Source organism: Streptomyces sp. SP17BM10, assembly GCF_036322405.1.
Lineage (GTDB): Bacteria > Actinomycetota > Actinomycetes > Streptomycetales > Streptomycetaceae > Kitasatospora.
Map to the genome: position 1 here is coordinate 200547 of NZ_JAQYXB010000623.1, position 22644 is coordinate 223190.

Genomic DNA, 22644 nt, shown 5'->3' on the forward strand with positions numbered 1-22644 from the left:
TCATGCGCGTCCGGCGGCCTTCTGGGTGCGCCGGGCGAGCGAGTCGACGACGACGGCGGCGAGCAGCACCGCGCCGGTGATCATGAACTGGATCGCGTTGCTGAGGCCCTCGATGTTCATCCCGGACTGGATCGAGCCGATCACCAGTGCACCCAGCAGGGCCGACCAGGTCTTGCCGCGCCCGCCGAAGAGGCTGGTGCCGCCGATGACGGCCGCCGCGATCGCGTTCATCAGCAGGTTGCCGCCGCCGGAGGTCTGGCTGGCGGACTGGATCTGCGCGGCCAGGAAGAGGCCGCCGACGGCCGCCATGGTGGAGCAGATGCTGAAGACGCTGATCCGGATCCACGACACGTTGATGCCCGCGCGCCGGGCGCCCTCGATGTTGCCGCCGAGTGCGAACACCTGCCGGCCGTAGCTGGTGCGGCGCAGCACGAAGTCCAGCACCACGATGAAGATCAGGAAGATCAGCAGCGCGAGCGGCAGGCCCTTGTACTGGTTGAGCGTGTAGGCGGCGAGGAAGGCGACGATCGCGAGCAGGACGGTCCGCAGCACGAGGTCGGTCGTCGGCCGGTACGGGACCCCTGCCGCGCGGCGCCGGCGCGTGTCGACCAGCGAGGCGACCACGAACAGCGCGACGCCGATGGCGGCCGTGCCGTACGCGGCGATCTCCTGGCCGTAGATCGTGCTGTAGAGCCGGGAGACGATGTCCGTGCCGGACAGGTTGACGGTGCCGGTGGCACCGAGCACCTGGAGCATCAGGCCGTTCCAGCCGAGGTTACCGGCCAGGGTGACGACGAACGCCGGGACGCCGACCTTGGCGAAGAACACGCCCTGGATGAGGCCGACGACCGCGCCGCCCACGAGGGCGACCAGGAGCGCGACCCACTGGTTGACCCCGTGGGTGACTTCGAGGACGGCGTACAACGCCGCACACAGACCACTGACCGAGCCGACCGACAGGTCGATCTCGCCGAGCAGCAGCACGAACACGACGCCGATCGCGATCATGCCGGTGCCGACGATCTGCTGGGACAGGTTGGAGAGGTTCTGCGCCGACAGGAAGCTGCTGTCGAGGCTGCCGAACACCGCCCAGATCACGATCAGGGCGAGCACCACGGGCAGCGAGCCGAGTTCGCCGCTGCTGAGCCGTCGGCGGAACTCGCCGAGGTAGCCCTTGATGCCCTCCTGGCGCACGATCAGCCGCGGGTCGACCGCGGGGATCGCCTCGGGGGCGACCGGGACCGGCGCGTTGACGCCGCCCCTGGGCATGCTGTCCTCGGGCAGCGGGACGTGGTGGCGTTCGGGCTCGCCGCCCTGCGGGCTCCCGGGAATGTGCTCGCTCACTGGGAACCCTCCTCGCCGCGGGCCTTCCGGCGGGTCACGGCGTTGTCCGTGGCACCGGTGATGGCCGAGATGATCTGTTCCTGGTTGGTGTAGCGCTTGTCGAAGACGCCGTTGTTGCGGCCCAGGCGCAGCACCGCGACGGTGTCCGCCACCGCCATCACGTCCGCCATGTTGTGGCTGATGAGGATCACGCCGTGGTCCTGGTCGCGCAGTCGCTCGACCAGGTCGAGGACCTGCGCGGTCTGCTCGACGCCGAGGGCGGCGGTGGGTTCGTCGAGCATGACGACCTTGGGCGAACCGATCAGCGCGCGGGCGATCGCGACCACCTGGCGCTGGCCGCCGGAGAGGGAGGCGACCGGGATCCGCACGCTGGGGATGCGGATGGAGAGCGTGTCGAGCAGCTCGCGCGAGCGCTTCTCCATCGCGACCTCGTCGAGGATGCCGAAGCGCCGGATCTCGCGGCCGAGGAAGAGGTTGCCGACCACGTCGAGGTTGTCGCACAGTGCGAGGTCCTGGTAGACCGTCGCGATGCCCAACTGCTGGGCGTCCTGCGGGCGGTGGATGGTCACCGGCCGGCCCTTCCACTCGATCGCGCCTTCGTCCGGCTGGTGGACCCCCGCGATCGACTTCACCAGGGTGGACTTGCCGGCGCCGTTGTCGCCGACCAGTGCGAGCACTTCCCCGGCGTGCACCTCCAGTTCGATGTCGGTGAGCGCCTGGACGGCGCCGAACCGCTTGGAGACCCCGCGCAGGGCGAGTACGGTCTCACCTGCCACAGTGACCAACTCCCTTGCCCCGCCCCCGGAGTGGGGGCGGGGCGTATTCGTGTCGGGACCGCTCCGCTGGGAGCCGGTGCTACTGCAGGCCGGCCGACTGGCAGGCGGCGGCGTAGTCCGGCGTGCAGATCTGGGCGACGGTGTAGAGGCCGTCCTGGACGACTGTGGTCTTGACGTTGTCCTTGGTGACCACGACCGGAGTGATCAGGTTGGCCAGCGTCTTGTGGCCGCTGCCGTTGGTGGCGGTGGTCGGCGCGACACTGGGCGCCGGCGTCCCGCCGCCGGCGAGCGCGACCGCCATCTCGCCGGCGATGTCGGTCTCCGGCTTGAACGGCTTGTAGATCGTCATGGTCTGGGTGCCGATCAGGATCCGCTGGATGGCGTCGAGCTGGGCGTCCTGCCCGGTGAGCGGGACGCTCAGGCCGGCCGCCTTCAGTGCGGTCGCGATGCCGGCGGCCATGCCGTCGTTGGCGGAGTAGACGCCGACGACGTTGTTGGCGCCGATCGCGGTGATCCCGGCGGCCGCCTCCTGGTTGGCGGTGGCCGGGTCCCACTGGGGCGTGTCGTACTCCTTGCCGATCTTCAGCTTGCCGTCGATCGCGCTGTGCGCGCCCGCCTTGAAGTCGGCGGCGTTGGGGTCGGTGGGCGAGCCGTTGATCATGATGATCGAGCCGGCGCTCGCCTTGCCGCCCACCGCCGCCACCAGGGCCTGGCCCTGGAGTTGACCGACCTTGTGGTTGTCGAACGACACGTACGCGTCGACGGGCCCCTGGGCCAGGCGGTCGTACGCGAGCACCTTGACGCCGGCGTCGTGGGCCTTCTGGACGGAGGACTGGATCGACTTGGCGTCCACCGCGTCCAGGATCAGCACCTTGTCGCCCTTGGTGAGGGCGGTGTCCACCTGGGTCTGCTGGAGCGTCGCGTCCTGGTTGGCGTTGTAGTAGTCGATCTGGGCGTCCGGCGCCAACTGCTTGATCTTCGACTCGATCAGGGGGCGGTCGAACTGCTCGTAGCGGGTGGTCTTGCTCTCCGGCAGCAGCAGGCCGATCTTCACCGCGCCGACCGCCGCGGAGCCGCTCGCGCTGGCGCCGCCGGAGGAACCGCCGCCGGACGACGACTGCTTGGCGCTGCCGCAGGACGCCGCGCCGAGGCCGAGGGATACCACTGCGGTCACCGCGAGGACGCGGCGAAGCCTGATGCTCATGGGGTTGCCTCTCCGGTTGAGTCCACCCCCTGTTCTCCGAGTCTGGGAAACGCGGGCCGCTCCCACGACCGCAAGTGCGCCGAATGGGTATCCGGCGTCGAAAACCACTGCGGCTCGCCGGCCAGCGGCAGCTGCGCCGTGAGGCGGGTGCCCGCGGCCGTCGGGGCGACGGCCAGCGTGCCGCCGTGGTGGCGGGCGATGTCGCGGGCGATCGGCAGGCCGAGGCCGCTGCCGCCCTCGTCGCGGCTGCGGGCGTCGTCGAGGCGGGTGAAGCGCTCGAAGACCCGCTCGTGGTCGGCGGGCGGGATGCCCGGGCCGTCGTCCTCGACGTCCAGCACGGCCACGCCCCGGGCGCGGTCCGCGGCCAGGCGCACGTGGACGACGCCGCCCGCGTGCCGCTCGGCGTTGTCGAGCAGGTTGGTGAGCAGCCGGCCGAGCCACAGCGGGATGCCGTCCACGGCGACGCCCGGGGCGAGGTCGGTGGTGCGCCGGTGCCGGCCGGGCGAGCGGCCGAGCACGGTGTCGGCGACCAGCGCGGTGAGGTCGACGCGCCGGCGCGGCCGCTCCTCGGCGCCGCCGGCGTCGAGGCGGGCGAGGAGCAGCAGGTCGGTGGCGAGGCTCTGCAGCCGGTCGGTGTCCTGGAGCGCGCCGTGCACCAGCTCGGCCCGCACCGCCGGGTCGGGGTGGGTGTCGGCGACCTCCAGCTGGGTGCGCAGCACGGCGAGGGGGCTGCGCAGTTCGTGCGAGGCGTCGGCGATGAACTGGCGCTGGCGCCGTCCGGAGGCCTCCAGCCGGTCGAGCATCGCGTTCATGGTGGCGGCGAGCCGGGCGATCTCGTCGGCGGTGCCGGGTTCGGGCACCCGGCGGTGCAGGTCCTGCCCGGTGATGGCATCGACCTCGGCGCGGATCGCCTCGACCGGGCGCAGCGCGTTCCCGGTGACCTTCCAGGTGACGACGACGCCGGTGAGCAGCAGCAGCGGGCAGGCTACGGCGAGCCCGGCCCGGGTGATGTCGAGCGCCTCGTCGGCGGCGCGCAGCGAGGCGCCGGCGTAGACGGTGACGGGCCCGGCGGGGGTGTCGCCGGTGACGGCGGTGACGCGCTGGCGATGGTGGTCGAGGAGCGGGTCGACGTCGTCGGTGGTGTGCGAGCCGGTGCGCCCGTCGGGGGTGATCGCGGGGTGCCCGGCCAGGTTGGGGCTGGCGGCGAGGACGGTGCCGCGGGCGTCGACGACCTGGAGGAAGTCGGTGCCGTGGCCGGTGTGCAGGACGGGGGTGAGGCGGCCCTGCGCGGCGAGCTGGGCGACGGTCTCGGCCTGCTGGCGGGTGGCCGAGGCGGCGGAGGCGACGAGGTCGGCGTGCAGGACGGCGAGCAGCCCGGCGCTGGAGAGGGCGAGGGCCGCGCCGAGCACCGTGCCGGCCGCGGCGGTGGCCCGGGCGCGGACGGTGCGCGGGAGGAGCCGGCGGGCGGAGCGCGGGACGAAGGGTTCGCGGTGGGGCACGTCAGCCGCCGGCCGGGTCGAGGCGGTAGCCGGCTCCGCGCATGGTCTGCAGGGCGGCCCGGCCGAAGGGGGCGTCGATCTTGCGGCGCAGCGCGTGGATGTGGACCTCGACGACGCTGGGATCGGCGTCGTGGTCGGCGTCCCAGACGTGGTCGAGGATCTCGCGCTTGGAGACGACCGTCCCGGCGCGGGCGGCGAGGTGCTCCAGGATGGCGAACTCGCGCGCGGTGAGGTGGGTGGGGGTGCCGGCCCGGGTGCAGGTGCGGGCGTTGGCGTCGACGACGAGGTCGCCGAGGGTGTGCAGGCGGGGCCGCTGCGGGTCGACGCGCCGGTGCAGGGCGCGCAGGCGGGCGAGCAGCACGACGAAGGAGAAGGGCTTGGCCAGGTAGTCGTCGGCGCCGGTGTCGAGGGCCTCGGCCTCGTCCCACTCGCCGTCCTTGGCGGTGAGCACGAGGATCCCGGCGCGGCAGCCGTCGGCGCGCAGGCGCGCGCAGACCCGGTAGCCGTTGAGGCCGGGCAGCATGATGTCGAGCAGGATCACGTCGTAGGGGTGGCGGCCGGCGAGGGCGAGGCCTTCGGGCCCGTTGTGGGCGGTGTCGACGGTGTGGCCGTCCGCCTCCAGGCCGCGGCGCAGCGCCGTGGCCATCCGCTGTTCGTCCTCGACGACGAGAATGTGCATCCGTTCAGGGTGCCAGGTGGTCCGTGGCGATCTTCGGCGACCTTAAGCGCAGGTTCAGGAACGGTCCGCCATGATCGCCCCGCGCGGCCCGGGCGGTACCGGGCGCGCGGAGCACGCCACGCAAGGAGAGCCCCGATGACCGACTCCCCGTCGTCCAGCACCCCGTTCCCGCAGGGCCCGGACTCCGACCCCGAGCTCGGCCCCGCGCCCTCGAAGTTCGGCCCCGGGGCCGGCCCGCTCCCCGGCGCCGAGGAGGTGCCGCCGGCGCCCAAGCGGCGCCGGACGGCCCGGGTGCGCGCCTGGGCGGCCGGGCAGGAGCGCCGGATAGCCGCCGGCGTGGCCGCGGTCGCGCTGGTCGGCGCCGCGGGCGGGGTTGCGCTGGCGGCCCTGAACGAGGGGCACGGCGGGCACGGCGGCGACCACGGGCAGGCGATGAACTGGTCCGAGGACGGCTCCGGCGAGCTCGGCGGCCGGGGCGGGCACGGCACCGGGGACCGCGAGGGCGGCCACGGCGGCCGGGGCCACCGCAACCACGGCGGCCGTCAGGGCTTCGACGGCCAGGGCGGTCAGGACGGCCGGGGCGGCGAGGGCCGGGGCGGCGAGGGCCAGACCGGCGGCGCCCCCGCCCCGCTCCCGTCCGTCGCCGCGTCCGCCGCACTGGAGAAGGCGCAGGGCGCCGTCCCCGGTGGCCGGGCCGAGTCGCTGCGGCGGGTCACCGCGCAGGACGGCGGCGCCGCGTGGTCCGTCGTCGTCCTCGGCCAGGACGGCGTCCGGCACCGGGTGACGGTGGACGGCGCGAGCGGCGAGCTGACCGGCAACACGGTCGTCGCCGCCCCGGGACGCTGACGTGGCCCAGCACTCGACGCTGACCCGGCCGGACGAACGCACCGGCCGGCCCGCGCGGGCGAACAAGGTCCCGCCGGTGGACGGCTGGTTCTGGCTGATCAAGGTCCTCACCACCGGCCTGGGCGAGGTGCTCTCCGACTTCCTCGCCCGCGTCGCCGGGCCGGTCCCCGCGGTGGGCGGCGCCGGCCTGCTGTTCGTGGCCGCCATCGCGGTCCAGCTGCGGCTGCGCCGCTGCGTGCCCGGCGTGTACTGGGCCGTCGTCGTCATGGTGAGCGTCTTCGGCACGATGGTCGCCGACGTGGCGCACGTCGCGCTCGGTGTGCCGTACGCCCTGTCGGCGGGCTCGCTGGCGGTGGCGCTGGCGGCCCTGTTCGTGGTGTGGCACCGGGTGGAGGGCTCCCTGGCGATCGACCGGGTCACCGGGCTGCGCCGGGAGCTCTTCTACTGGGCGGCCGTGCTGCTGACCTTCGCCCTGGGCACCGCCGTGGGCGACCTGACGGCGGCCACGCTGGAGCTCGGCTACCTGGTCGCGGGCGTCGGCTTCGCCGTGCTGATCGCCGTCCCGGCGGTCGCCGCGAAGGCCCGCTGGGTGGGCCCGGTGGCGGGCTTCTGGTGGGCCTACGTGCTCACCCGCCCGCTCGGCGCCTCGTTCGCGGACTGGGCCGGCGTGAGCCACCAGCGGGGCGGCCTGGACCTCGGCACCGGCCGGGTGAGCGCGGGGCTGGCCGTCGCCATGGCGGTGGCCCTCGCCCTGTCCGCCGGCGCGGCCCGGGCCCGGACGCGCCGGGCCGGGGCTGGACGGTCCGCCGACTGACGTCTACATTGCTGTAGACGCCGCGGAGGCGTACGGCACACCCCCCGGACTGCCGTCCGCCTCCGCCGCGCCCTGCCCCGTCGCCGCGGTCCTCAACCGCGCTCGTCGACGATCCGCCTGATCTTCCCGACCGAGCGCTCCAGTGTGTACGGCTCGACCACCTCCGCCGTGACCGTCACACCGACCCCGTCCTTCACCGCCCGGACGATCGCCGCCTGCGCCGCCGCGCGCACCTCGGCGGGCGCGTCCGGCCGCGCCTCGACCCGCACCGCCATGACGTCCAGCCGCCCCTGCCGGCCCAGCCGTAGCTGGAAGTGCGGCGCGACGCCCGGGGTGCGCAGCAGGATCTCCTCGATCTGGGTCGGGAAGAGGTTCACCCCGCGCAGGATGATCATGTCGTCACTGCGCCCGGTGACCTTCTCCATCCGCCGGAACGCCGGCCGTGCGGTGCCCGGCAGCAGTCGGCTGAGGTCGCGCGTGCGGTAGCGGATGACGGGCAGCGCCTCCTTGGTGAGCGAGGTGAACACCAGCTCGCCACCCTCACCCTCGCCCAGTACCGCGTCCGCCCCCGGCTGATCGGCCAGCGGGTCGACGATCTCCGGATAGAAGTGGTCCTCCCAGACGTGCAGGCCGTCCTTGGTCTCCACGCACTCCTGCGCGATGCCGGGCCCGACCACCTCGGAGAGCCCGTAGATGTCGACGGCGTGCAGGTCGAGCCGGTCCTCGATCTCGCGCCGCATCTCCTCCGTCCACGGCTCCGCCCCGAAGATCCCGATCCGCAGCGACGTGCCGCGCGGGTCGATCCCCTGCTTCTCGAACTCGTCCAGCAGCGTGAGCATGTAGGACGGCGTGACCATGATGATCTCGGGCCGGAAGTCCTGGATGATCTGCACCTGCCGCGCCGTCATGCCGCCGGAGGCCGGGATCACCGTGCAGCCCGCCCGCTCGGCGCCGTAGTGCGCGCCGAGGCCGCCGGTGAACAGCCCGTAGCCGTACGCGATGTGCACCTTGTGCCCGGCCCGGCCGCCGGCCGCGCGGATCGAGCGGGCGACGACGTCCGCCCACATCGACAGGTCGTTCTCGGTGTAGCCGACGACGGTCGGGCGCCCGGTGGTGCCGCTGGAGGCGTGGATCCGGCGGACCCGCTCCATCGGGACGGCGAACAGGCCGAACGGGTAGCCCTCGCGCAGGTCGGCCTTGGTGGTGAACGGGAAGCGGGCGAGGTCCGCGAGGCTGCGGCAGTCCCCGGGCCCGACCCCGGCGGCGTCGAACTTGCGGCGGTACAGCTCCACGTTGTCGTACGCGTGCCGCAGGGTGGCCCGGAGGCGGTCGAGCTGGTGGGCGCGCAGTTCGGCGACCGTCATCCGCTCGCCGGCGTCCAACCGTCCGGGCGGGACGGGCTCGCCGAGGCGCTTCGGCGCGGCGGCCCCGGCTGGTTCGGACGCGCTGCTGGTCATCGTCGCTCCTTCGCGGGTCGGCCGGCCCCCGTGGCCGCCCCGACCGATCGTTCGGCCGGGCGGCCCCAGGGTCAGTAATCCAGGACGCGCGGCGGCTGTCAAGGCATCGGATCGACTCCGGAGGGTCCATCCGGATCGCGCCGCTCCGACCCGTTCGCGACGGGATCCCCGCGGCGTAGGCGACGAGCCGATATGACAATCATTACGAATTTTTACCCGGAGCGGCCCTCGGCCGGCTCCCCCGCATGGTTCAGTAGTCCGGCTTCCCCTGCCCCCCGGAGTGATCACCTTGCCCACGTCCACCGCCCTGGTCAGCGCGCTGCGCGAACTCGGCGACCGGCCCGCCGTCGTCGCCGGCGGCCGCTCGATCAGCGGCATCGGCCTGCTGCTCGGCGTCTCCCCGCCCGGCGGACTGCCCGCAGCCGTCGCCGCCGCGGTCGGCTCACACTCCGCGATGCCCGCGAACACCGCCCGCGCCACCGAGCAGCGGCTGCGGCACTGGGCGGGCGTCCTCGGCCCGGCACCCATCCGCCACACCCTGCTCCACCCGGCCACCGACCTCGCCGTCGAACTCGCCCTCGCCACCCTGCTGGCCGGCGGCACCGTCCACTGCGCCGACCCCGACCAGTGCCCCGAGGAGCAGCTCAGGGCCCTCGCCGCCACCGGCACCACCCACCTCACGCTGCCCTCCGACCTGCTCTGGCGCCTCACCCGCGCGCCCGGCCTCGCCGCCCACGACCTCTCCGCGCTGCGCCTCGTCCTGCACGTCGGCCCCGAGCCCCGCCAGGACGACGTCTACGCCGCCGTCGACGCGCTCGGCGCCGTCGTCGCCCACCTGCGCGAGCCGCACAGCGACGCCGAGGCCGCCGAGCACCGGCTGCGCGCCGCCGCCGACACCGCCGCGACCGCCGCCTGGAAGCACGCCATCGGCATCACCGCCGAGCAGGTCCGCGACTTCGGCGCGCACCTCGACCACGCCGTTCTCAGCTCGCTCCTGCTGACCCTCCAGCAGTACGGCGTCCTCACCGACCCCGCCACCGGGCACACCGAGGCCGAGGTCCTCGACTCCGTCGTCGCCACCCCCGTCTACCGCCCCCAGGTCCTGCGCTGGCTCGACGCCCTCGCCCGGCACGGCCTGATAGCCCGCCACGACGGCCGCTACTTCGGCGCGCCGCCGCTCGCCGCCGCCGAGGTCCGCGAGAGCTGGCGCCCGGCCGCCGACGCCTGGGCCGACGGGCTCGGCCAGGCCGCGGCCCTCGACCGGGTCCGGCGCGCCACCCTGCGCCTGCCCCGGCAGGTCACCGGCCAGGAGCCGCCCCGCCCGGCCGTCCCCCCGCTGCGCTGGTCCGCCGCCCGCGGCTACTTCGGCGCGGCGCTCGGCTCGCTCGTCCGCGGCATGGCCGAGGCGCACCAAGGGCCCGCGCCGCTGCGGGTCCTGGAGCTCGGCGACGGCGACGGCACCGACACCGCGATCGCCCGCGCCCTGTCCGCCCGCCCCCGCCAGGTCGTCGACCACCACCCGCTGCCCGACGGCAGCCGCTTCGACGTCGTCGTCGCCACCGGCGCCGGCGACCCGGACGCCACCGTCGCCGAGCTCGTCCGCCTGCTGGCGCCCGGCGGCCGGTTGCTGCTCGTCGCGGCGATCGACGAGCAGCTCGACGTCCTCGTCACCGCCGAACCCGACGCCCTCGCCGCCGCAGCGCCGGCAACCGCACCCGCACCCGCCGAGGAGTGGCGCGCGGCGCTGACGGCGGCGGGCTGCGCCACCGTCCTCGCGCTGCCCGAGGACGGGCACCCGATGGGCCTTCTCGGCCAGCAGCTGTTCGTCGCCCGCGTGCCCTGAGCCCGCGCGCCCGGGGGCCCACTCACCCTGGGCCCCGCGCGCCCCGAGCCGCCGCCGTCGTCACCGCTACGATCAAGGCCATGGCCCAGTCCTCCCGGCATGCGGACCCGCTCGCGTCGATCGCCTCGCTCGCGTCGCTCGGTTCACTGCTCTCGATCGGCTCGGTCGGGTCGATCCTGTCGATCGGCTCGGTGGGCTCCTTCCTGTCCGTCGGTTCGATCGGCTCGTTCGGGTCCGTCGGTTCGATCGGCTCGTTCGGGTCCGTGGGCTCCATCGGCTCGTTCGCCTCCGTCGGCTCGATCGGCTCCGCGCTGTCCGCGCTGTCCATCGGCGCCCGGCGAAGCGTCGGCTCCCTCGGCCGCGCCCACGACCGAGCCGGGTGGGCCCACGGGCACCGGCGGCCCCGGCGGCCCCACGGTGAGCGTTTCGTGGCCGAGCGGTGAAGCCCGGATCACGCACCGCCACCCGATGCGTACCATTTCGATACCGAAGCGGGGATGAGCTGCGGGGATCCTCGCCCGCCGGCACCGGGCGCGGGTAGCATCCGGCTTGCCTCCCGGCCGTGCTGCAGGCGGCTTTCCCGCCGTCGGCGGCCTCGGACCCGGGCGGCACAACCTCGCGGGGCGATGGCGGTCCCCGCGGACTCGACACCGCGCGCCAGGGCAGTCGCGCGAACGGCGAAGGGCATCGTGTTGGCGGATCGGCTCACCGGCGGGGACTCCTCACTGCTGCGGCGGATCAACGCGGCGGTCACGCTCCGGGCGTTGCGGGCCGGCCATGCCGTGACCCTCACTCAGCTCGTCGGCGAGACCGGGCTCTCCCGGCCCACCGTCGAGGGCGTCATCGAGGGACTCGTCGACACCGGGCTCGTCGCCGAGGTCGACCAGCCCAAGGAGGACGGCCAGCCGGGCCCCGGCCGCCGCGGCCGCCCCGCCCGCTGGTTCCGCTTCCGTGCCGAGGCCGGGCACATCCTCGGCGTCGAGATCGGCGTGCACGACGTCCGCGTCATCCTCGCCGACCTCACCGGCGAGGTGGTGGGCAGTCACTTCAAGCCCGTCGACGAGACGCTGGAGGCCGAGGACCGGCTCGCCGCCGTCCGCACCGCCGTCGCCGAGGTACTGCGCAAGGCCGGCATCTCGCGCGACAACCTGTGGGCCGTCGGCATCGGCACGCCCGGCATCGTCGACCGCGAGGGGACCATCCGGCTCGGCACCGCGATGCCCGGCTGGACCGGCCTCGACCTCGGCGTGCGGCTGCGCCGCTCCTTCCGCTGCCCCGTGCTGATCGAGAACGACGCCAACCTCGCCGCGATCGCCGAGCACTGGCAGGGCGCGGCGGTCGGCGCCGACGACGTCGTCTTCGTCATGGCCGGTCTCAGCCCCGGCGCCGGCTCGCTCATCAACGGCCGCCTGCACCGCGGGTACGGCGGCGCGGCCGGCGAGATCGGCGCGCTGCACCTGCTGGGCCAGGAGGTCACCCCCGAGCGGCTCCTGTCCACCACCGGCAAGCCCCTCAACCCGCTCGACGAGGCGGCCGTCGCCCGCGTCCTGCGGCTCGCGCGCGAGGGCGACGAGGTGGCCAAGGTCGCCATGGACCGCTTCCTGACCCGCCTCGTGCAGTCCGTCGCCGCCCTCGTCCTCGCGATCGACCCGCGGCTCGTGGTGGTCGGCGGGTGGGCCGCCGGGCTCGACGGCGTCCTGGAGCCGCTGCGCGAGCGGCTGGCCGAGTTCACCCTCCGCGCGCCCGAGGTGGCCCTGGCCGCGCTCGGCTCGGAGGTCGTCGCGATGGGCGCCCTGCGCGTCGCCCTGGACCACGTCGAGGAGCAGCTCTTCGCCGTCGACCCGCCCCGGGTCTGACGCCTCCGGCCGGCCCGACGACCGACGACCGAGGCCCGGACGCCTGTGGGGCGTCCGGGCCTCGGTCTGAGGGTGAGTGCGATGTGGTTCCGGGAGCCGCCGCACTTCAGGGGCCGCGGCGGCTCAGGAGGCGGTGCGCACCCCGGAGGAGGGGGCGGCGGCGACCGGGGTGACCTCGACGAGGCCGGCCTCGCCGAAGGTGAGCTTGCAGGTGTCGGCCCGGTAGGTCGCGACGGCCAGCGCCACCAGGCGGCCCGCCGAGGCGTACTGGGTGGTCATCACCAGCACCGGTGAACCGGGCGGGCGCTCCAGCAGGACGGCCTCGTCGGCCTCGGCGACGCCCAGCTCGACCGCGCGGGACTCGCCGTCGACCTCCAGTCGCTCCAGCTGGCGCAGCACCGAACGGGCGCGGTCGCTCTCGGCGCGGAAGCCGGGCAGGTGCGGCAGCGCGGAGGCGGGCACGTGGAGCGACTCGGTGGCCACCGCCCGGCCCTCGACCAGCCGGACCCGGCGCACGGTGTGCACGGTGGCGCCCTCGGCGATGCCCAGGTGCTTCGCGAGCCGCGGGGAGGCCGGGGCGGTGGTGCAGTCCACCGTGCGCCAGGCCTGGCTGCGCCCGACACCGGGCCAGCCCTCCTCCTGCCGGTTGACCGGCACGCCGACGCGCGGGGCGGCGATCAGGGTGCCGATGCCGCGACGGCGGACCAGGCGGCCCTCCAGCTCCAGCTGGTCGAGCGCCTGGCGCAGCGTCGCGCGGGCGACGCCGAAGCGGGCGGCGAGCTCGCGCTCGTTGGGCAGTACCTGGCCGGTGGAGAACTCCGAGTCGATGGCGCGGAGCAGCACCGTGCGCAGGTGCCAGTACTTCGGTTCCGGTACCGACGTGAGCTGCCCTGTCGTCCCCACCGTGTCCTCCACCCTGTCGAGTCCGCCCGGCCACGGTGGCGGGCTGAGAAGAGGGGCGGATCGCGGGCCCGCTGTCCGCTGTTGCGGCAGGTGGGAGAGCGGGCCTTTATCCGTCCTTCTTTATTAAAGGTCCTTGCAGTAAGCGACCCTAGGGGCATCTCGCGGAGATGGTCAAGACCAATGGCACGGCTTGGTGCGACCGTCGCGGGACTTCATGCCGCGTTCACGTCATTGCGTGCCGGAGCGCGTCACGGCGCGGGCCGTGCGCGTCCGCTCGGTAGGCTGCCCGGGTGATCGTGGTGACGAGTGTGAACGTGAACGGAATCCGGGCCGCCGCCAAGAAGGGCTTCATCGAGTGGCTGGCCGCCACCGAGGCGGACGTCATCTGCCTGCAGGAGGTGCGCTCCGAGCCCGGCCAGCTGCCCGTCGAACTGCGCGACCTGGACGGCTGGCACGCGGTCTGGGCCCCGTCGGTCGCCAAGGGCCGGGCCGGCGTCGCCGTCCTGTCCCGCACGGAGCCGCAGCGGACGGCGATCGGATTCGGGTCGGAGGAATTCGACGATTCGGGCAGGTACCTGGAAATCGACCTCCCGGGTCTCACCGTCGCCAGCCTCTACCTCCCTTCCGGCGAGGTCGGCACCGAGCGCCAGGACGAAAAGGAACGCTTCATGGCGGAGTTCCTCGTCCACCTCACCGCCCTGCGCGCCCGCGCCGCCGCCGACGGCCGCGAGGTCGTCGTCTGCGGCGACTGGAACATCGCGCACCGCGCCGAGGACCTCAAGAACTGGAAGGCCAACCAGAAGTCCGCGGGCTTCCTCCCCGAGGAGCGCGCCTGGCTCTCCCGCGTCTACGACGAGGCCGGCTACGTCGACGTCGTCCGCGCCCTGCACCCCGACCGCACCGGCCCCTACTCCTGGTGGTCCTACCGCGGCCGCGCCTTCGACAACGACTCCGGCTGGCGCATCGACCTCCAGGTCGCCACGCCCGCTCTGGCCGCCCGGGCCACCGACGCCCGGGTGGAGCGGGCCGACACCCACGCCGAGCGGTGGTCGGACCACGCGCCGGTCACCGTGGCGTACGACGTGGAGGGCTGACCCGCCCGCGACGGCGCCACGCATCAGCGAATCGTGTGGAAATCAATAATTTCGGATGCGTTTGATCGCGCATCACCGATGTGACCCTTGCCACAGCGGCGAGGGTCACATCATTTTTCGGCGGCCGAAATCTGGCCGAAACGATCCGCGTTGGCCTGATGTCACTTGATCATTCGTCAAACCTTCATATTCGATGGCACTGTGTACGTAGCCGTACCACCCTTCTGCACCAACTACACATGATCGTGTACACGATGACGAATGGCTGAACTGTGCGCATTCCCCGTTCGGATCGCAACGAAGCGACCACGCGGCCCTGCCTTCCAGATGGACAGCTCACGCTCCGGGAGTTCTCCCGGCTCGCCGGGCAGGTCGGGGGCTACCCCTACGTGAAGGTGGTGCTCGACCGTCAGGAGTCGGTGCTCCACTTCATCGACAGCGCCGACGCCACCCTGCACGTCCGGTACATCGCGGGCGAGATCCTCGGAATGCCGGTCGACGAACTGGCCCGCGGACTCGACGCGTTCAACGACGACGTTTACCGGAATCCCGATCGCCGCTTCTATCTCGGCACCCTCGCACACCACACGAACCACACCCACCACGCGCTCCCCGGCGATTTCCTGTCCCTGGAAACCGTCGACGTCGACACCATGTCCCAGGAGATGCTGCGGTTCTTCTTCCAGCGGGTGCGGGCGCACGTCGACCCGGCGCTGCCGCTGGTCCTCAAGCCGGCCAACCACCGGCAGGAGGGCTACGTCGCCCGCATCCCGGAGAGCGAGATGCCGCGCGTGCTGTCCCACGAGCTCTACTCCACGGCCGCGTTCGTGCCGCTCACCGCCGGGGCCGCGCACGGGCGGCTGCGGGTGTTCCGGTCGGAGGAGGAGTACCGGAACGATCCCGAGCCGCTGGCGTGGCACGACATCGTGGTGATGCCGCGGGTGCCCGAGGACATACCCCGGGTGTCCGGCATCATCCACACCGAGCACACCACGCCGCTCTCCCACATCAACGTGATGGCCGCCGGCTGGCGGATCCCCAACGCCGTCGGCGTCGGCGCCGTCGAGCGGATCGAGCGCGCCGCACTGGCCGGGCGGTGGGTGCACTACCGGGTCGACGCGGACGGCGAGGACTTCCTGCTGGAGGCCGCGCGGCCGGGCGGCGCCGGGGAAGCGCGGCCCGCCGAAGCGCAGGACCGCGTCGTCGTGGACGTGCCCGACCTCGCGCCCACGCCGATCGCGCCGCTGTCCGACCTGCGCGCCGACGACCACGTCCGGTTCGGCACCAAGGCCGCGGGCCTCGGTGAGCTCACCCACCTGCTGCAGCACGGCTCGCCGCGCTGGCTCGGCTTCTACCGCGTGCCCCGGCCGCCGCGGGACAACCTGCTGCGCTACCTGGCCCGGCAGCTCGACCTCCCCGAGGACGCGGACGAGTTCGAACTCGACGCAGCGGCGCATCAGTTGGTGAAGGAGTACGCCCAGGTGCCGCGCGGGATCGTGCTGCCCTTCTCCCTCCACCAGCGCTTCCTCGACTCCTCGGCGGAGCTCCGGGGCGCCCTCGCGGCGCTCGATTCGGCGCTGTCGGACGGGACTTCGGCCGGCGGGGTCGAGGAGCTCTGCCTGGAGGCGCAGCGGCTGATCCGCACCGTCCCGGTGCCCGGGCCGGTCCGCGCCGAGATCGACCGGGCGGTGGACCGGCACCTGTACGGCGCGCCCGTCGTGGTCGTCCGCAGCTCCTCCAACGCCGAGGACCTGCACGGCTTCTCGGCCGCCGGACTGTACGAGTCGGTGGCGAACGTCGACGGCACGGGCGGCGCCGTCCTCGACGCGGTCCGCGAGGTGTGGGCGTCGCTGCTGTCGCCGCGCGCGGTGCTGCTGCGCAGCCAGGCCGGCATCCCGCCGGAGCGCTGCCGCATGGGCGTGATCGTCCAGGAGCAGGTGGGCGCCACCGTCGGCGGCGTGCTGGTCAGCTGCAACCCGCTGAGCCCGCGGGACTTCCGCAACGTCCTCCTCAACATCTCGCCGCGTTCGGTGACCGACGTCGTCTCCGGCCGGTGCGCCCCGATCCAGTACCTGTGCAACACGATGGAGGGCGGCAGCCGCACGGTCTCGCTGGGCTCGGCCACCGCCGACCTGGACGCCGCGACCAAGGACGTCCTGGGCCGGCTGGCCCTGATCAGCCGACTGCTGCAGTCGCACTTCTCGCCCGACGAGGCGTACGGCGCCCCGGTCGACGTCGAGTGGGCGGTCGAGGGCGACCGGATCAGCCTGTTGCAGGTGCGCCCCTTCCACGCCGCCGGCTGACGCCTCCCCCGTCCGACACCCCGCGCAGGCCCGCGCGAGGCGGCTCCCGCATGCCCGCAGGCCGCAGACACGCCACATGTCGCATGAACTTTCCTCTGGAGAAGAGAAGTTGAACAAGATCCTGTACGTCTACGTCAAGGGCGGAGCCCCGCTCGAGTACGCCTTCCCGCGCATCGCCGCCTGCGGTGAGCTGCACGTCCTCGCGCTGGCCCCGCTGCCCACGACCGCCGAGGAGGTGTGGCGCCCCAGCTGTACGAGCATCGAGCTCGTGCCGGACGCGCCGCGCGGCGACGAGCTCGTCGACCTGATCGTGGAGCACGCGAAGGCCGTCGGTGCCGACGCGGTGCTGACCCTCTCGGAGTTCGCGGTGCTGGCCGTCGCGCACGCGGCGGGCCGGCTCGGGCTGGCCGGCGCCGGCGAGGGGATCCTCCGCGCCCGGGACAAGCGGCTGATGCGGGAGGCGTGGGCCGCGGCCGGCGTGCCGATACCCGCGTTCCGCCGGGTCGACAGCCTCGCGGACCTGGAGGCCGCGCTGGCCGCCTTCACGCCTCCGCTGCTGCTCAAGCCGGCCTGGGGCGCCGGGTCGGTCGCCCAGATCGTGCTGGAGGCGCCCGAGGACGCCGCACCGGCATGGGAGGAGATCGAGCGCGGGCTTCGGGCCGGGAGCCGGGTCGGCATGAACGAGCTCTACGCCGCGGACACCGACCGGGACCGGCTGGTCGAGGAGATCGCGCAGGGCTCCACCGGGGGCTGGTACGAGGAGCCCGGCTACGGCGACTACGTGAGCGTCGAGGGGATCGTCGCGGACGGCGTCTACCACCCGCTCGCGATCACCGCCAAGCTGCCGACCGTGCCGTCCTTCGTCGAGGTGGCCAGCACCTCCCCCACCGTGCTCCCGGTGCCGCTGCAACGCCGGATCGAGGAGGTCTCGCGGCAGGCCGTCGACGCGCTCGGGCTGGAGAACTGCGGCACGCACACCGAGCTGAAGCTGATGGCGGACGGCGGGCTGGTGGTCATCGAGACCGCCGCGAGGTTCGGCGGGCTGCTGACGACCCGCCAGGTCCACGAGGTCTTCGGGCTGGACCCGATCGGCATGCTGGTGCGGCAGCTGCTCGGCGAGTGCGTCGACTACCCCGCGGCCATGCCGACCCACGGGGTCAGGGCCGCCGCGTCGGTGGCCGTCGTTGCGGCCGACGCGGCCGGGACGCCCTGGCGGAGCAGGCCGGTCTGGAACCCGCGGGCCGTGGACTGGCAGGCCCTGCTGTCGCCGGGCAGCACCATCGAGGCCGTGCCCGCCTTCACCCTGCCCGAGGGCGAGCCCGTCCCGGCCTTCGACCCGGCCGCGGGGTCGCGCAACTGGCTCGGCGTCTACCTGCTGACGGCCGTCGACGCCGCCACCCTGCAGCGCGACTGCAACGCCGTGCTGAACGGCCTGGAAGCCGCCCTGAACCGGGCCGGCGCATGATCCCGCCCGTCCCGACGACCGAGGTACCCCCGATGCGCGTACTGTTCGCCGGCGCCCCCGGCTTCGGCCACCTCTTCCCGCTGGTCCCGCTGGCCAGGGCGATGCGCGAGCTCGGCCACGAGGTCGCGGTGGCCTCGATGGACGGTGGCGAGCCGGTCGCCGCGTCCGGGCTGCCGTACCTGCCGATCGCCCCGGGCGTCGACTGGCGCAAGGAGATCAGGGAGGCCGGCCGCACCCGGCGGCCCGACCTGATGGAGCGGGTGATCGCGACCAACTCGGCCGACCGCGAGGCGTTCGTCCCGCTCGCCGCCCACGTCAACAGCCGGGTGGCCGACGAGACGGTCGAGCTCGCCGCACGGTGGCGCCCGGACCTCGTCGTGTATGAGTACCAGTTCCCGGTGGCCCTGCTCGCGGCGGCCCGCCTGGGCGTGCCCGCCGTCCAGCACGACCTGGGCTTCGTCCGCACCCCGAAGCTGCGCGCGCTCATGCTCGCCGAGATGGCGGACACGTTCGCGCGGCACGGGATCGACCGGCTGCCCGAGCCGGCCGAGACCATCGACCTCGCGCCGCCCAGCACGACGGGCGGCGACCTGTACGGCTGCTCGATGCGGCCCGTCTCGTACAACGGCGAGGGCGGTGTGCCCGCGCCGCTGGCCGCACCCGCCGGCCGCCCGCGCGTCGCGGTGACCCTCGGCACCGTGCCGCCCAAGACCGACGGCCTGACCAGGGTCGAGCGGGTGATCGCGGCGGCGGCCGGCCTCGACGCGGACTTCGTGCTGGCCACCGGCGAACTCGACCTGACCACCCTCGGCACGCTGCCGGACAACGTCCACGCGTACGGCTGGGTGCCGTGGCGGGCGCTGCTGGACACCTGCGCGGCGGCGATCCACCACGGCGGCAGCGCCAGCGCGCTCGGCGCGCTGGACGCGGGCGTGCCGCAGCTCGTGCTGCCCGACGGCTCCGACCGCTTCATCACCGCGGACGCCGTGCACGCCCGTGGCGCGGGGCTGCGGGCGGGTGCCGAGGAGATCGGCCCCGCGCTGCTGGAGCGGCTGCTCACCGACGAGGGGCTGCGCCGGGCGGCGCGGGAGGTCAGCGCCGAGATCGCGGCGATGCCCGGTCCGGCGGAGGTGGCGCAGCGGCTCACCGGCCTGGCCGGCGCCGCCCGCTGAGCCGGTACCCCGGCACGCCGGTACTCCGTGACGCCGGTGCCCCGGCCACGAACGCGTGGCCGGGGCACCGGTCTTCCTCTCGGCTGCGGCCAAAACCCCTGCTCGACGGGCGTGGTGCGGATGCACACCACAGCGGAGGGCGAATCGGGTTGCTCTGCACATTACATGGCGTTACGTTTTCGTTACGTTCGACCGGGAAACCTGGGTGCGACCCACTTGCTGACGTAGGTTGGGCACGGCCTAAAGAGATCAACGCGGGGGAAAGCAATGCTCAGCAGGCGTGTACGGAACTCCTATCGGCGATTGAGGGACTCGCGCCAGGGCCGGAGCCGGGACGCCCAGCTGCAGGCCCACAGCCGCCGGTTGATGCGACGGCTGGAGCTGCCGGTGCCGCTCGACCCGGCGGAGCTGTGCGAGCGGCTCGGCGAGGACCGGGGCACGCCGATCCGGCTGATGCCGTGGGAGCTGCCGGTCGACGGGCCGTTCGGGATGCTGATCTCGCGCCCGCACGAGGACGCCATCGTCTACCAGTCCCACACCACCAAGGCCCACCAGGCGCACATCATCCTGCACGAGGTCGGCCACATCGTCGCGTACGACCTCGCCGGCGGACGGCCCACCGAGGCGGGGCCGCACGGGTGTTACTCCGACCGGGACGAGCGGGACGCCGAGGTCATCGCCTCCACGATCATGCGGCACGCCATCACGCTGGGCCGCCGGGCGCAGCGCTACGGCATCGACGAGCCCTGGCAGCCGTCGGTGTACAACAGCCTGGTCCTGACCGACGGGCTGACGTGAGGGCGTTCGACTGCGTCGCCATCGTCACGCTGCTCGCCGGTACCCTCTGGACGCTGCCCGCGCTCGTCCGCCGCCGCTTCCGCGATCCCATGCGGCTGCACCTGAGCCTGTCACTGCTGTTCATGGGGCTGGGCAACCTGCTGGCGCAGCCGCGCCTGATCGCCCTGGTGGACCGGCGCACGACCGCCGGTGTCGCGAAGTGCAGCTACAACGCGCTGGTCCTGGTCGGGCTCTGCCTCATGGTCTCGTTCCTGCGCGAGCGCCCGATCAACCGTCGTACGGCCGGGCGTTCGTGGGAGGTGCTGCTGTGCGCGGCCTGCCTGGCGGGCATGGTCACGATGACCGTCCTGCTGCCGCAGCCGCTGCGCAACCACACCCTCACCAGCCACTACCTGGTGGACTGGCGGGTGCGGGTGTTCTACGACCTCGGCAACGCCTTCCTGTTCTCCGGGTACGCCGCCTGCGCGCTGCTCGCCCTGCGGCACTCGCGTGCCGGGCACCCGCTGCGCAGGTGGTCCCTGGCGGTCATCGCCGCCGGCCTGATCGGGCTGGACCTGAGCTGCGTCTTCCGCGTGCTGTGGGTCAATCTGCCGGGGATGCGCGCCCCCGGGACGCCGGTGACGTACGACGAGGACTTCGGCTTCGGCATCGCCGCCACGATCGTGGTGTGCGCGGGGCTGAGCCTGCCGTTCTTCGTGGGCCTGTTCCAGCTGCGGCGGGACCGGCGCGACCACCGCGCGCAGTACCACGGCCTGGAGGCGCTGTGGCAGCGGGTGGCGGCTTTCTACCCCGAGCTGGTCCTCGACCAGCGGAGCTTCGTCGGGCGGCAGTTGGGGCCCGTCGCGGACTACGCCTCGGCCACGTACCGGCGTTACGTCGAGTGCCGGGACGGCCTGACCCGACTCGGCCCCTACCTCCGGCTCGCCGCCGACGAGTTGGCGGACGGCGGGGACGGCCTGCCGAAGGACCCGCGGGCGGCGGCCCGGATCATCGACCGCGCGCTGCTCCTGTACGGGGCCCAGTCGCTGGGCGAGGCGGCGCCGAAGACGAACGCGCTGTTCATCCCCGGACCCCGCGAGGCCTCCGACGACTACGAGAGCGACCTCGTCGGCCTGATCGAGATCTCCCGCGAACTGCGGGCGCTGCGGGCCCAGCGCGCGGGCGCCGCGTAGCCGCCGGGGCCGGTGCGCCGCCCGGCGCACCGGCCCGCGGCAGGCCCTACGGGACCAGGACGAACTTGCCCCGGAATCCGCCGGCCTCCAACCGCCGGTGCGCCTCGTGCGCGTCGGCGAACGGGAGGACGGTGGTCCGCGGCCGCACTCCGGCGTCGAGGGCGGCGCGCTCGGCCACCTCGGCCAGGTCCGCGCGGTTGAGCTCCACGCCGTGGAGCACGAACTCCACGTCCGGGCGCCGGGCCGGGTCGGGCGCGTCGAACGGGACGAGGGTGAGGAAGGTGCCGCCCGGGCACACCGCCTCGATGAGGTCCGGGGCGCCGCCGGCGTCCACCACGATGTCGTAGGCCTTCGCCTCGACGCGCGCCGGATCGGTCAGCACCGCTCCCCCGCCCGGGCGGCCCAGGCGCAGCGCTTGGCAGGCCTCGGCGTCGCCGGGGCGGACGAGGAGGTCGGTGGTGGTGTCCGGCTCGTCGAGCAGCCGGGCGGCGAGCTGTCCGCCGAGGCTGCCCCGGGCGCCGACCAGCAGCACCCGGCGGCCGGCCCGGACGGGGGTGCGGCGCAGCGCCTGGACGGCGGTGACGCCGGCCAGCGGCAGGGCGGCCGCGTCGACGAGATCCAGGGCGCTCGGCACGCGGACGACGTACTCGGGATCGAAGCGGACGTACTCCGCCATGCTGCCGACGCCGGTGCCCAGTTGGGCGGTCATCGCCATGACGCGGTCGCCGGCGGCGTAGCCGCAGCCGGCGGGCGCGTGGGCGACGGTGCCGGCGAGGTCCCAGCCGAGGACGGCCGGGAGGGCGGTGGGGATCAGGCCCGAACGGGTGGCGAGATCGACGGGGTTGACGGCGGCGGCCGCCACCCGGATGACGAGTCCGTCCCCGTCCGGTTCGGGCAGGTCGAGGAGGCCGAGTACCTCCGGGCCTCCGGTGCGCGTGATCCCCACGGCCTTCATCGTGCGGTGTCCTCCCCGGGACTCGGCGCCGGAGCCCTCGGGGCGTCCAGCGCGTCCATGATCGACAGAAGCTGCTCGCGGACCTCCGGGGTCATCCCGCCGGCCCGCATCGCGATCGAGCGCACCTGCCGGTCGGCGAGGACGGAGGCCCAGGCCGGGTCGTCGGCCGCGTCGGCGGCCGTCTCCTCGTTGATGAGCGCGCCCACCGAGACCGGGAGGGTCATCGGGCGGGCGCGGAAGTACTGCACGATCGCGGCGAGCACGCTGATCGTGGGGTTGGTCTGCGAGCCGTTGCGCAGCGCGGCCAGGTAACTCCTGGAGATGGTGACGTCGTGGGACGGGTCCTCGGAGATCGCCTGGGCGACCTCGGACGTGGAGGGTTCCCGGCGGCGTCCCACGGTGTCCGTGGTGGCTGCATCCGCGAACCACGCGTTGAGGCGTTCCGCCAACGTGGCCATGTCCCT

Annotated in this window: 20 protein-coding genes; 11 read left to right on the forward strand and 9 right to left on the reverse strand. The window is 73.8% G+C overall.

Features of this window, described 5'->3' with window-relative positions:
* From PUR71_RS25420 to PUR71_RS25440, 5 genes are all read right to left on the reverse strand, one after another.
* The gene (locus PUR71_RS25420; RefSeq protein WP_329929660.1) at positions 1–1269 is read right to left on the reverse strand and encodes a sugar ABC transporter permease; all 1269 of its coding nucleotides are present in this window, start codon (positions 1267–1269) and stop codon (positions 1–3) included.
* A gap of 71 nt (positions 1270–1340) precedes the next feature.
* Positions 1341–2120 (reverse strand): ATP-binding cassette domain-containing protein, encoded by a 780-nt coding sequence (locus PUR71_RS25425; protein ID WP_443077559.1) that lies wholly within the window; start codon positions 2118–2120, stop codon positions 1341–1343.
* Between the two features lie 79 nt (positions 2121–2199).
* Positions 2200–3324: a sugar ABC transporter substrate-binding protein gene (locus PUR71_RS25430; RefSeq protein WP_329929427.1), complete on the reverse strand. Its 1125-nt coding sequence runs from the start codon at positions 3322–3324 to the stop codon at positions 2200–2202.
* Positions 3321–4823: a sensor histidine kinase gene (locus PUR71_RS25435; RefSeq protein ID WP_329929428.1), complete on the reverse strand. Its 1503-nt coding sequence runs from the start codon at positions 4821–4823 to the stop codon at positions 3321–3323. Before PUR71_RS25435 ends, PUR71_RS25430 begins: the two co-directional genes overlap by 4 nt.
* Position 4824: 1 nt before the next feature.
* The gene (locus PUR71_RS25440; RefSeq protein ID WP_329929429.1) at positions 4825–5502 is read right to left on the reverse strand and encodes a response regulator transcription factor; all 678 of its coding nucleotides are present in this window, start codon (positions 5500–5502) and stop codon (positions 4825–4827) included.
* Positions 5503–5637: 135 nt separating this feature from the next.
* Between PUR71_RS25440 and PUR71_RS25445 the strand changes: the two genes are divergently transcribed.
* Entirely contained in the window at positions 5638–6348 is a 711-nt protein-coding gene (locus tag PUR71_RS25445) for a PepSY domain-containing protein (protein WP_329929430.1), read from the forward strand.
* A 1-nt stretch (position 6349) separates the two neighbouring features.
* Positions 6350–7162 carry a COG4705 family protein gene (locus PUR71_RS25450; RefSeq protein WP_329929431.1) on the forward strand — a complete coding sequence of 271 codons (813 nt, stop codon included), beginning with the start codon at positions 6350–6352 and terminating at the stop codon, positions 7160–7162.
* Between the two features lie 92 nt (positions 7163–7254).
* On the opposite strand, the gene paaK is transcribed toward PUR71_RS25450, so the two are convergent.
* Entirely contained in the window at positions 7255–8619 is a 1365-nt protein-coding gene (paaK, locus tag PUR71_RS25455; protein WP_329929432.1) for a phenylacetate--CoA ligase PaaK, read from the reverse strand.
* A gap of 289 nt (positions 8620–8908) precedes the next feature.
* Here paaK and PUR71_RS25460 point away from each other — a divergent pair, with 289 nt between their 5' ends.
* The 3 genes from PUR71_RS25460 to PUR71_RS25470 all read left to right on the forward strand — a co-directional run bounded on the left by PUR71_RS25460 (position 8909) and on the right by PUR71_RS25470 (position 12318).
* Positions 8909–10462, forward strand: coding sequence for a hypothetical protein (locus tag PUR71_RS25460; protein ID WP_329929433.1), 1554 nt, complete (start codon positions 8909–8911; stop codon positions 10460–10462).
* Positions 10463–10542: 80 nt separating this feature from the next.
* Positions 10543–10905, forward strand: a complete 363-nt coding sequence (locus PUR71_RS25465) for a hypothetical protein (RefSeq protein WP_329929434.1) — start codon at positions 10543–10545, stop codon at positions 10903–10905.
* A gap of 246 nt (positions 10906–11151) precedes the next feature.
* Positions 11152–12318: an ROK family protein gene (locus PUR71_RS25470; protein WP_329929435.1), complete on the forward strand. Its 1167-nt coding sequence runs from the start codon at positions 11152–11154 to the stop codon at positions 12316–12318.
* 123 nt (positions 12319–12441) lie between these two features.
* On the opposite strand, the gene PUR71_RS25475 is transcribed toward PUR71_RS25470, so the two are convergent.
* Positions 12442–13221 (reverse strand): GntR family transcriptional regulator, encoded by a 780-nt coding sequence (locus tag PUR71_RS25475; protein ID WP_329929436.1) that lies wholly within the window; start codon positions 13219–13221, stop codon positions 12442–12444.
* A gap of 290 nt (positions 13222–13511) precedes the next feature.
* Here PUR71_RS25475 and PUR71_RS25480 point away from each other — a divergent pair, with 290 nt between their 5' ends.
* The 6 genes from PUR71_RS25480 (at position 13512) to PUR71_RS25505 (ending at position 21225) form a co-directional block, all read left to right on the forward strand.
* Positions 13512–14315 carry an exodeoxyribonuclease III gene (locus PUR71_RS25480; RefSeq protein ID WP_329929437.1) on the forward strand — a complete coding sequence of 268 codons (804 nt, stop codon included), beginning with the start codon at positions 13512–13514 and terminating at the stop codon, positions 14313–14315.
* Positions 14316–14713: 398 nt separating this feature from the next.
* Complete coding sequence (locus PUR71_RS25485; protein WP_329929438.1) at positions 14714–16618, forward strand: PEP/pyruvate-binding domain-containing protein; 1905 nt, start codon at positions 14714–14716, stop codon at positions 16616–16618.
* Positions 16619–16727: 109 nt separating this feature from the next.
* Entirely contained in the window at positions 16728–18083 is a 1356-nt protein-coding gene (locus tag PUR71_RS25490) for an ATP-grasp domain-containing protein (RefSeq protein ID WP_329929439.1), read from the forward strand.
* A gap of 32 nt (positions 18084–18115) precedes the next feature.
* Entirely contained in the window at positions 18116–19255 is a 1140-nt protein-coding gene (locus tag PUR71_RS25495) for a nucleotide disphospho-sugar-binding domain-containing protein (RefSeq protein ID WP_329929440.1), read from the forward strand.
* Positions 19256–19558: 303 nt separating this feature from the next.
* Entirely contained in the window at positions 19559–20053 is a 495-nt protein-coding gene (locus PUR71_RS25500; protein ID WP_329929441.1) for a hypothetical protein, read from the forward strand.
* A complete protein-coding gene (locus tag PUR71_RS25505) occupies positions 20050–21225 on the forward strand; it encodes an MAB_1171c family putative transporter (protein WP_329929442.1) in 1176 nt (391 codons plus the stop codon). Before PUR71_RS25500 ends, PUR71_RS25505 begins: the two co-directional genes overlap by 4 nt.
* A gap of 46 nt (positions 21226–21271) precedes the next feature.
* On the opposite strand, the gene PUR71_RS25510 is transcribed toward PUR71_RS25505, so the two are convergent.
* Together PUR71_RS25510 and PUR71_RS25515 are read right to left on the reverse strand one after the other, a co-directional pair.
* Positions 21272–22171 carry an alcohol dehydrogenase catalytic domain-containing protein gene (locus PUR71_RS25510; RefSeq protein WP_329929443.1) on the reverse strand — a complete coding sequence of 300 codons (900 nt, stop codon included), beginning with the start codon at positions 22169–22171 and terminating at the stop codon, positions 21272–21274.
* Positions 22172–22176: 5 nt separating this feature from the next.
* Complete coding sequence (locus PUR71_RS25515; RefSeq protein WP_329929444.1) at positions 22177–22638, reverse strand: hypothetical protein; 462 nt, start codon at positions 22636–22638, stop codon at positions 22177–22179.
* Between the last annotated feature and the right edge of the window lie 6 nt (positions 22639–22644).

What these genes read in the sequence shown, in the direction of transcription:
- PUR71_RS25420 (WP_329929660.1), bottom strand. Translation starts at nt 1,269, where the DNA reads ATGCCCAGGGGCGGCGTCAACGCGCCGGTCCCGGTCGCCCCCGAGGCG.
- PUR71_RS25445 (WP_329929430.1), top strand. Translation starts at nt 5,638, where the DNA reads ATGACCGACTCCCCGTCGTCCAGCACCCCGTTCCCGCAGGGCCCGGAC.
- PUR71_RS25440 (WP_329929429.1), bottom strand. Translation starts at nt 5,502, where the DNA reads ATGCACATTCTCGTCGTCGAGGACGAACAGCGGATGGCCACGGCGCTG.
- PUR71_RS25465 (WP_329929434.1), top strand. Translation starts at nt 10,543, where the DNA reads ATGGCCCAGTCCTCCCGGCATGCGGACCCGCTCGCGTCGATCGCCTCG.
- PUR71_RS25515 (WP_329929444.1), bottom strand. Translation starts at nt 22,638, where the DNA reads ATGGCCACGTTGGCGGAACGCCTCAACGCGTGGTTCGCGGATGCAGCC.
- PUR71_RS25430 (WP_329929427.1), bottom strand. Translation starts at nt 3,324, where the DNA reads ATGAGCATCAGGCTTCGCCGCGTCCTCGCGGTGACCGCAGTGGTATCC.
- paaK (WP_329929432.1), bottom strand. Translation starts at nt 8,619, where the DNA reads ATGACCAGCAGCGCGTCCGAACCAGCCGGGGCCGCCGCGCCGAAGCGC.
- PUR71_RS25495 (WP_329929440.1), top strand. Translation starts at nt 18,116, where the DNA reads ATGCGCGTACTGTTCGCCGGCGCCCCCGGCTTCGGCCACCTCTTCCCG.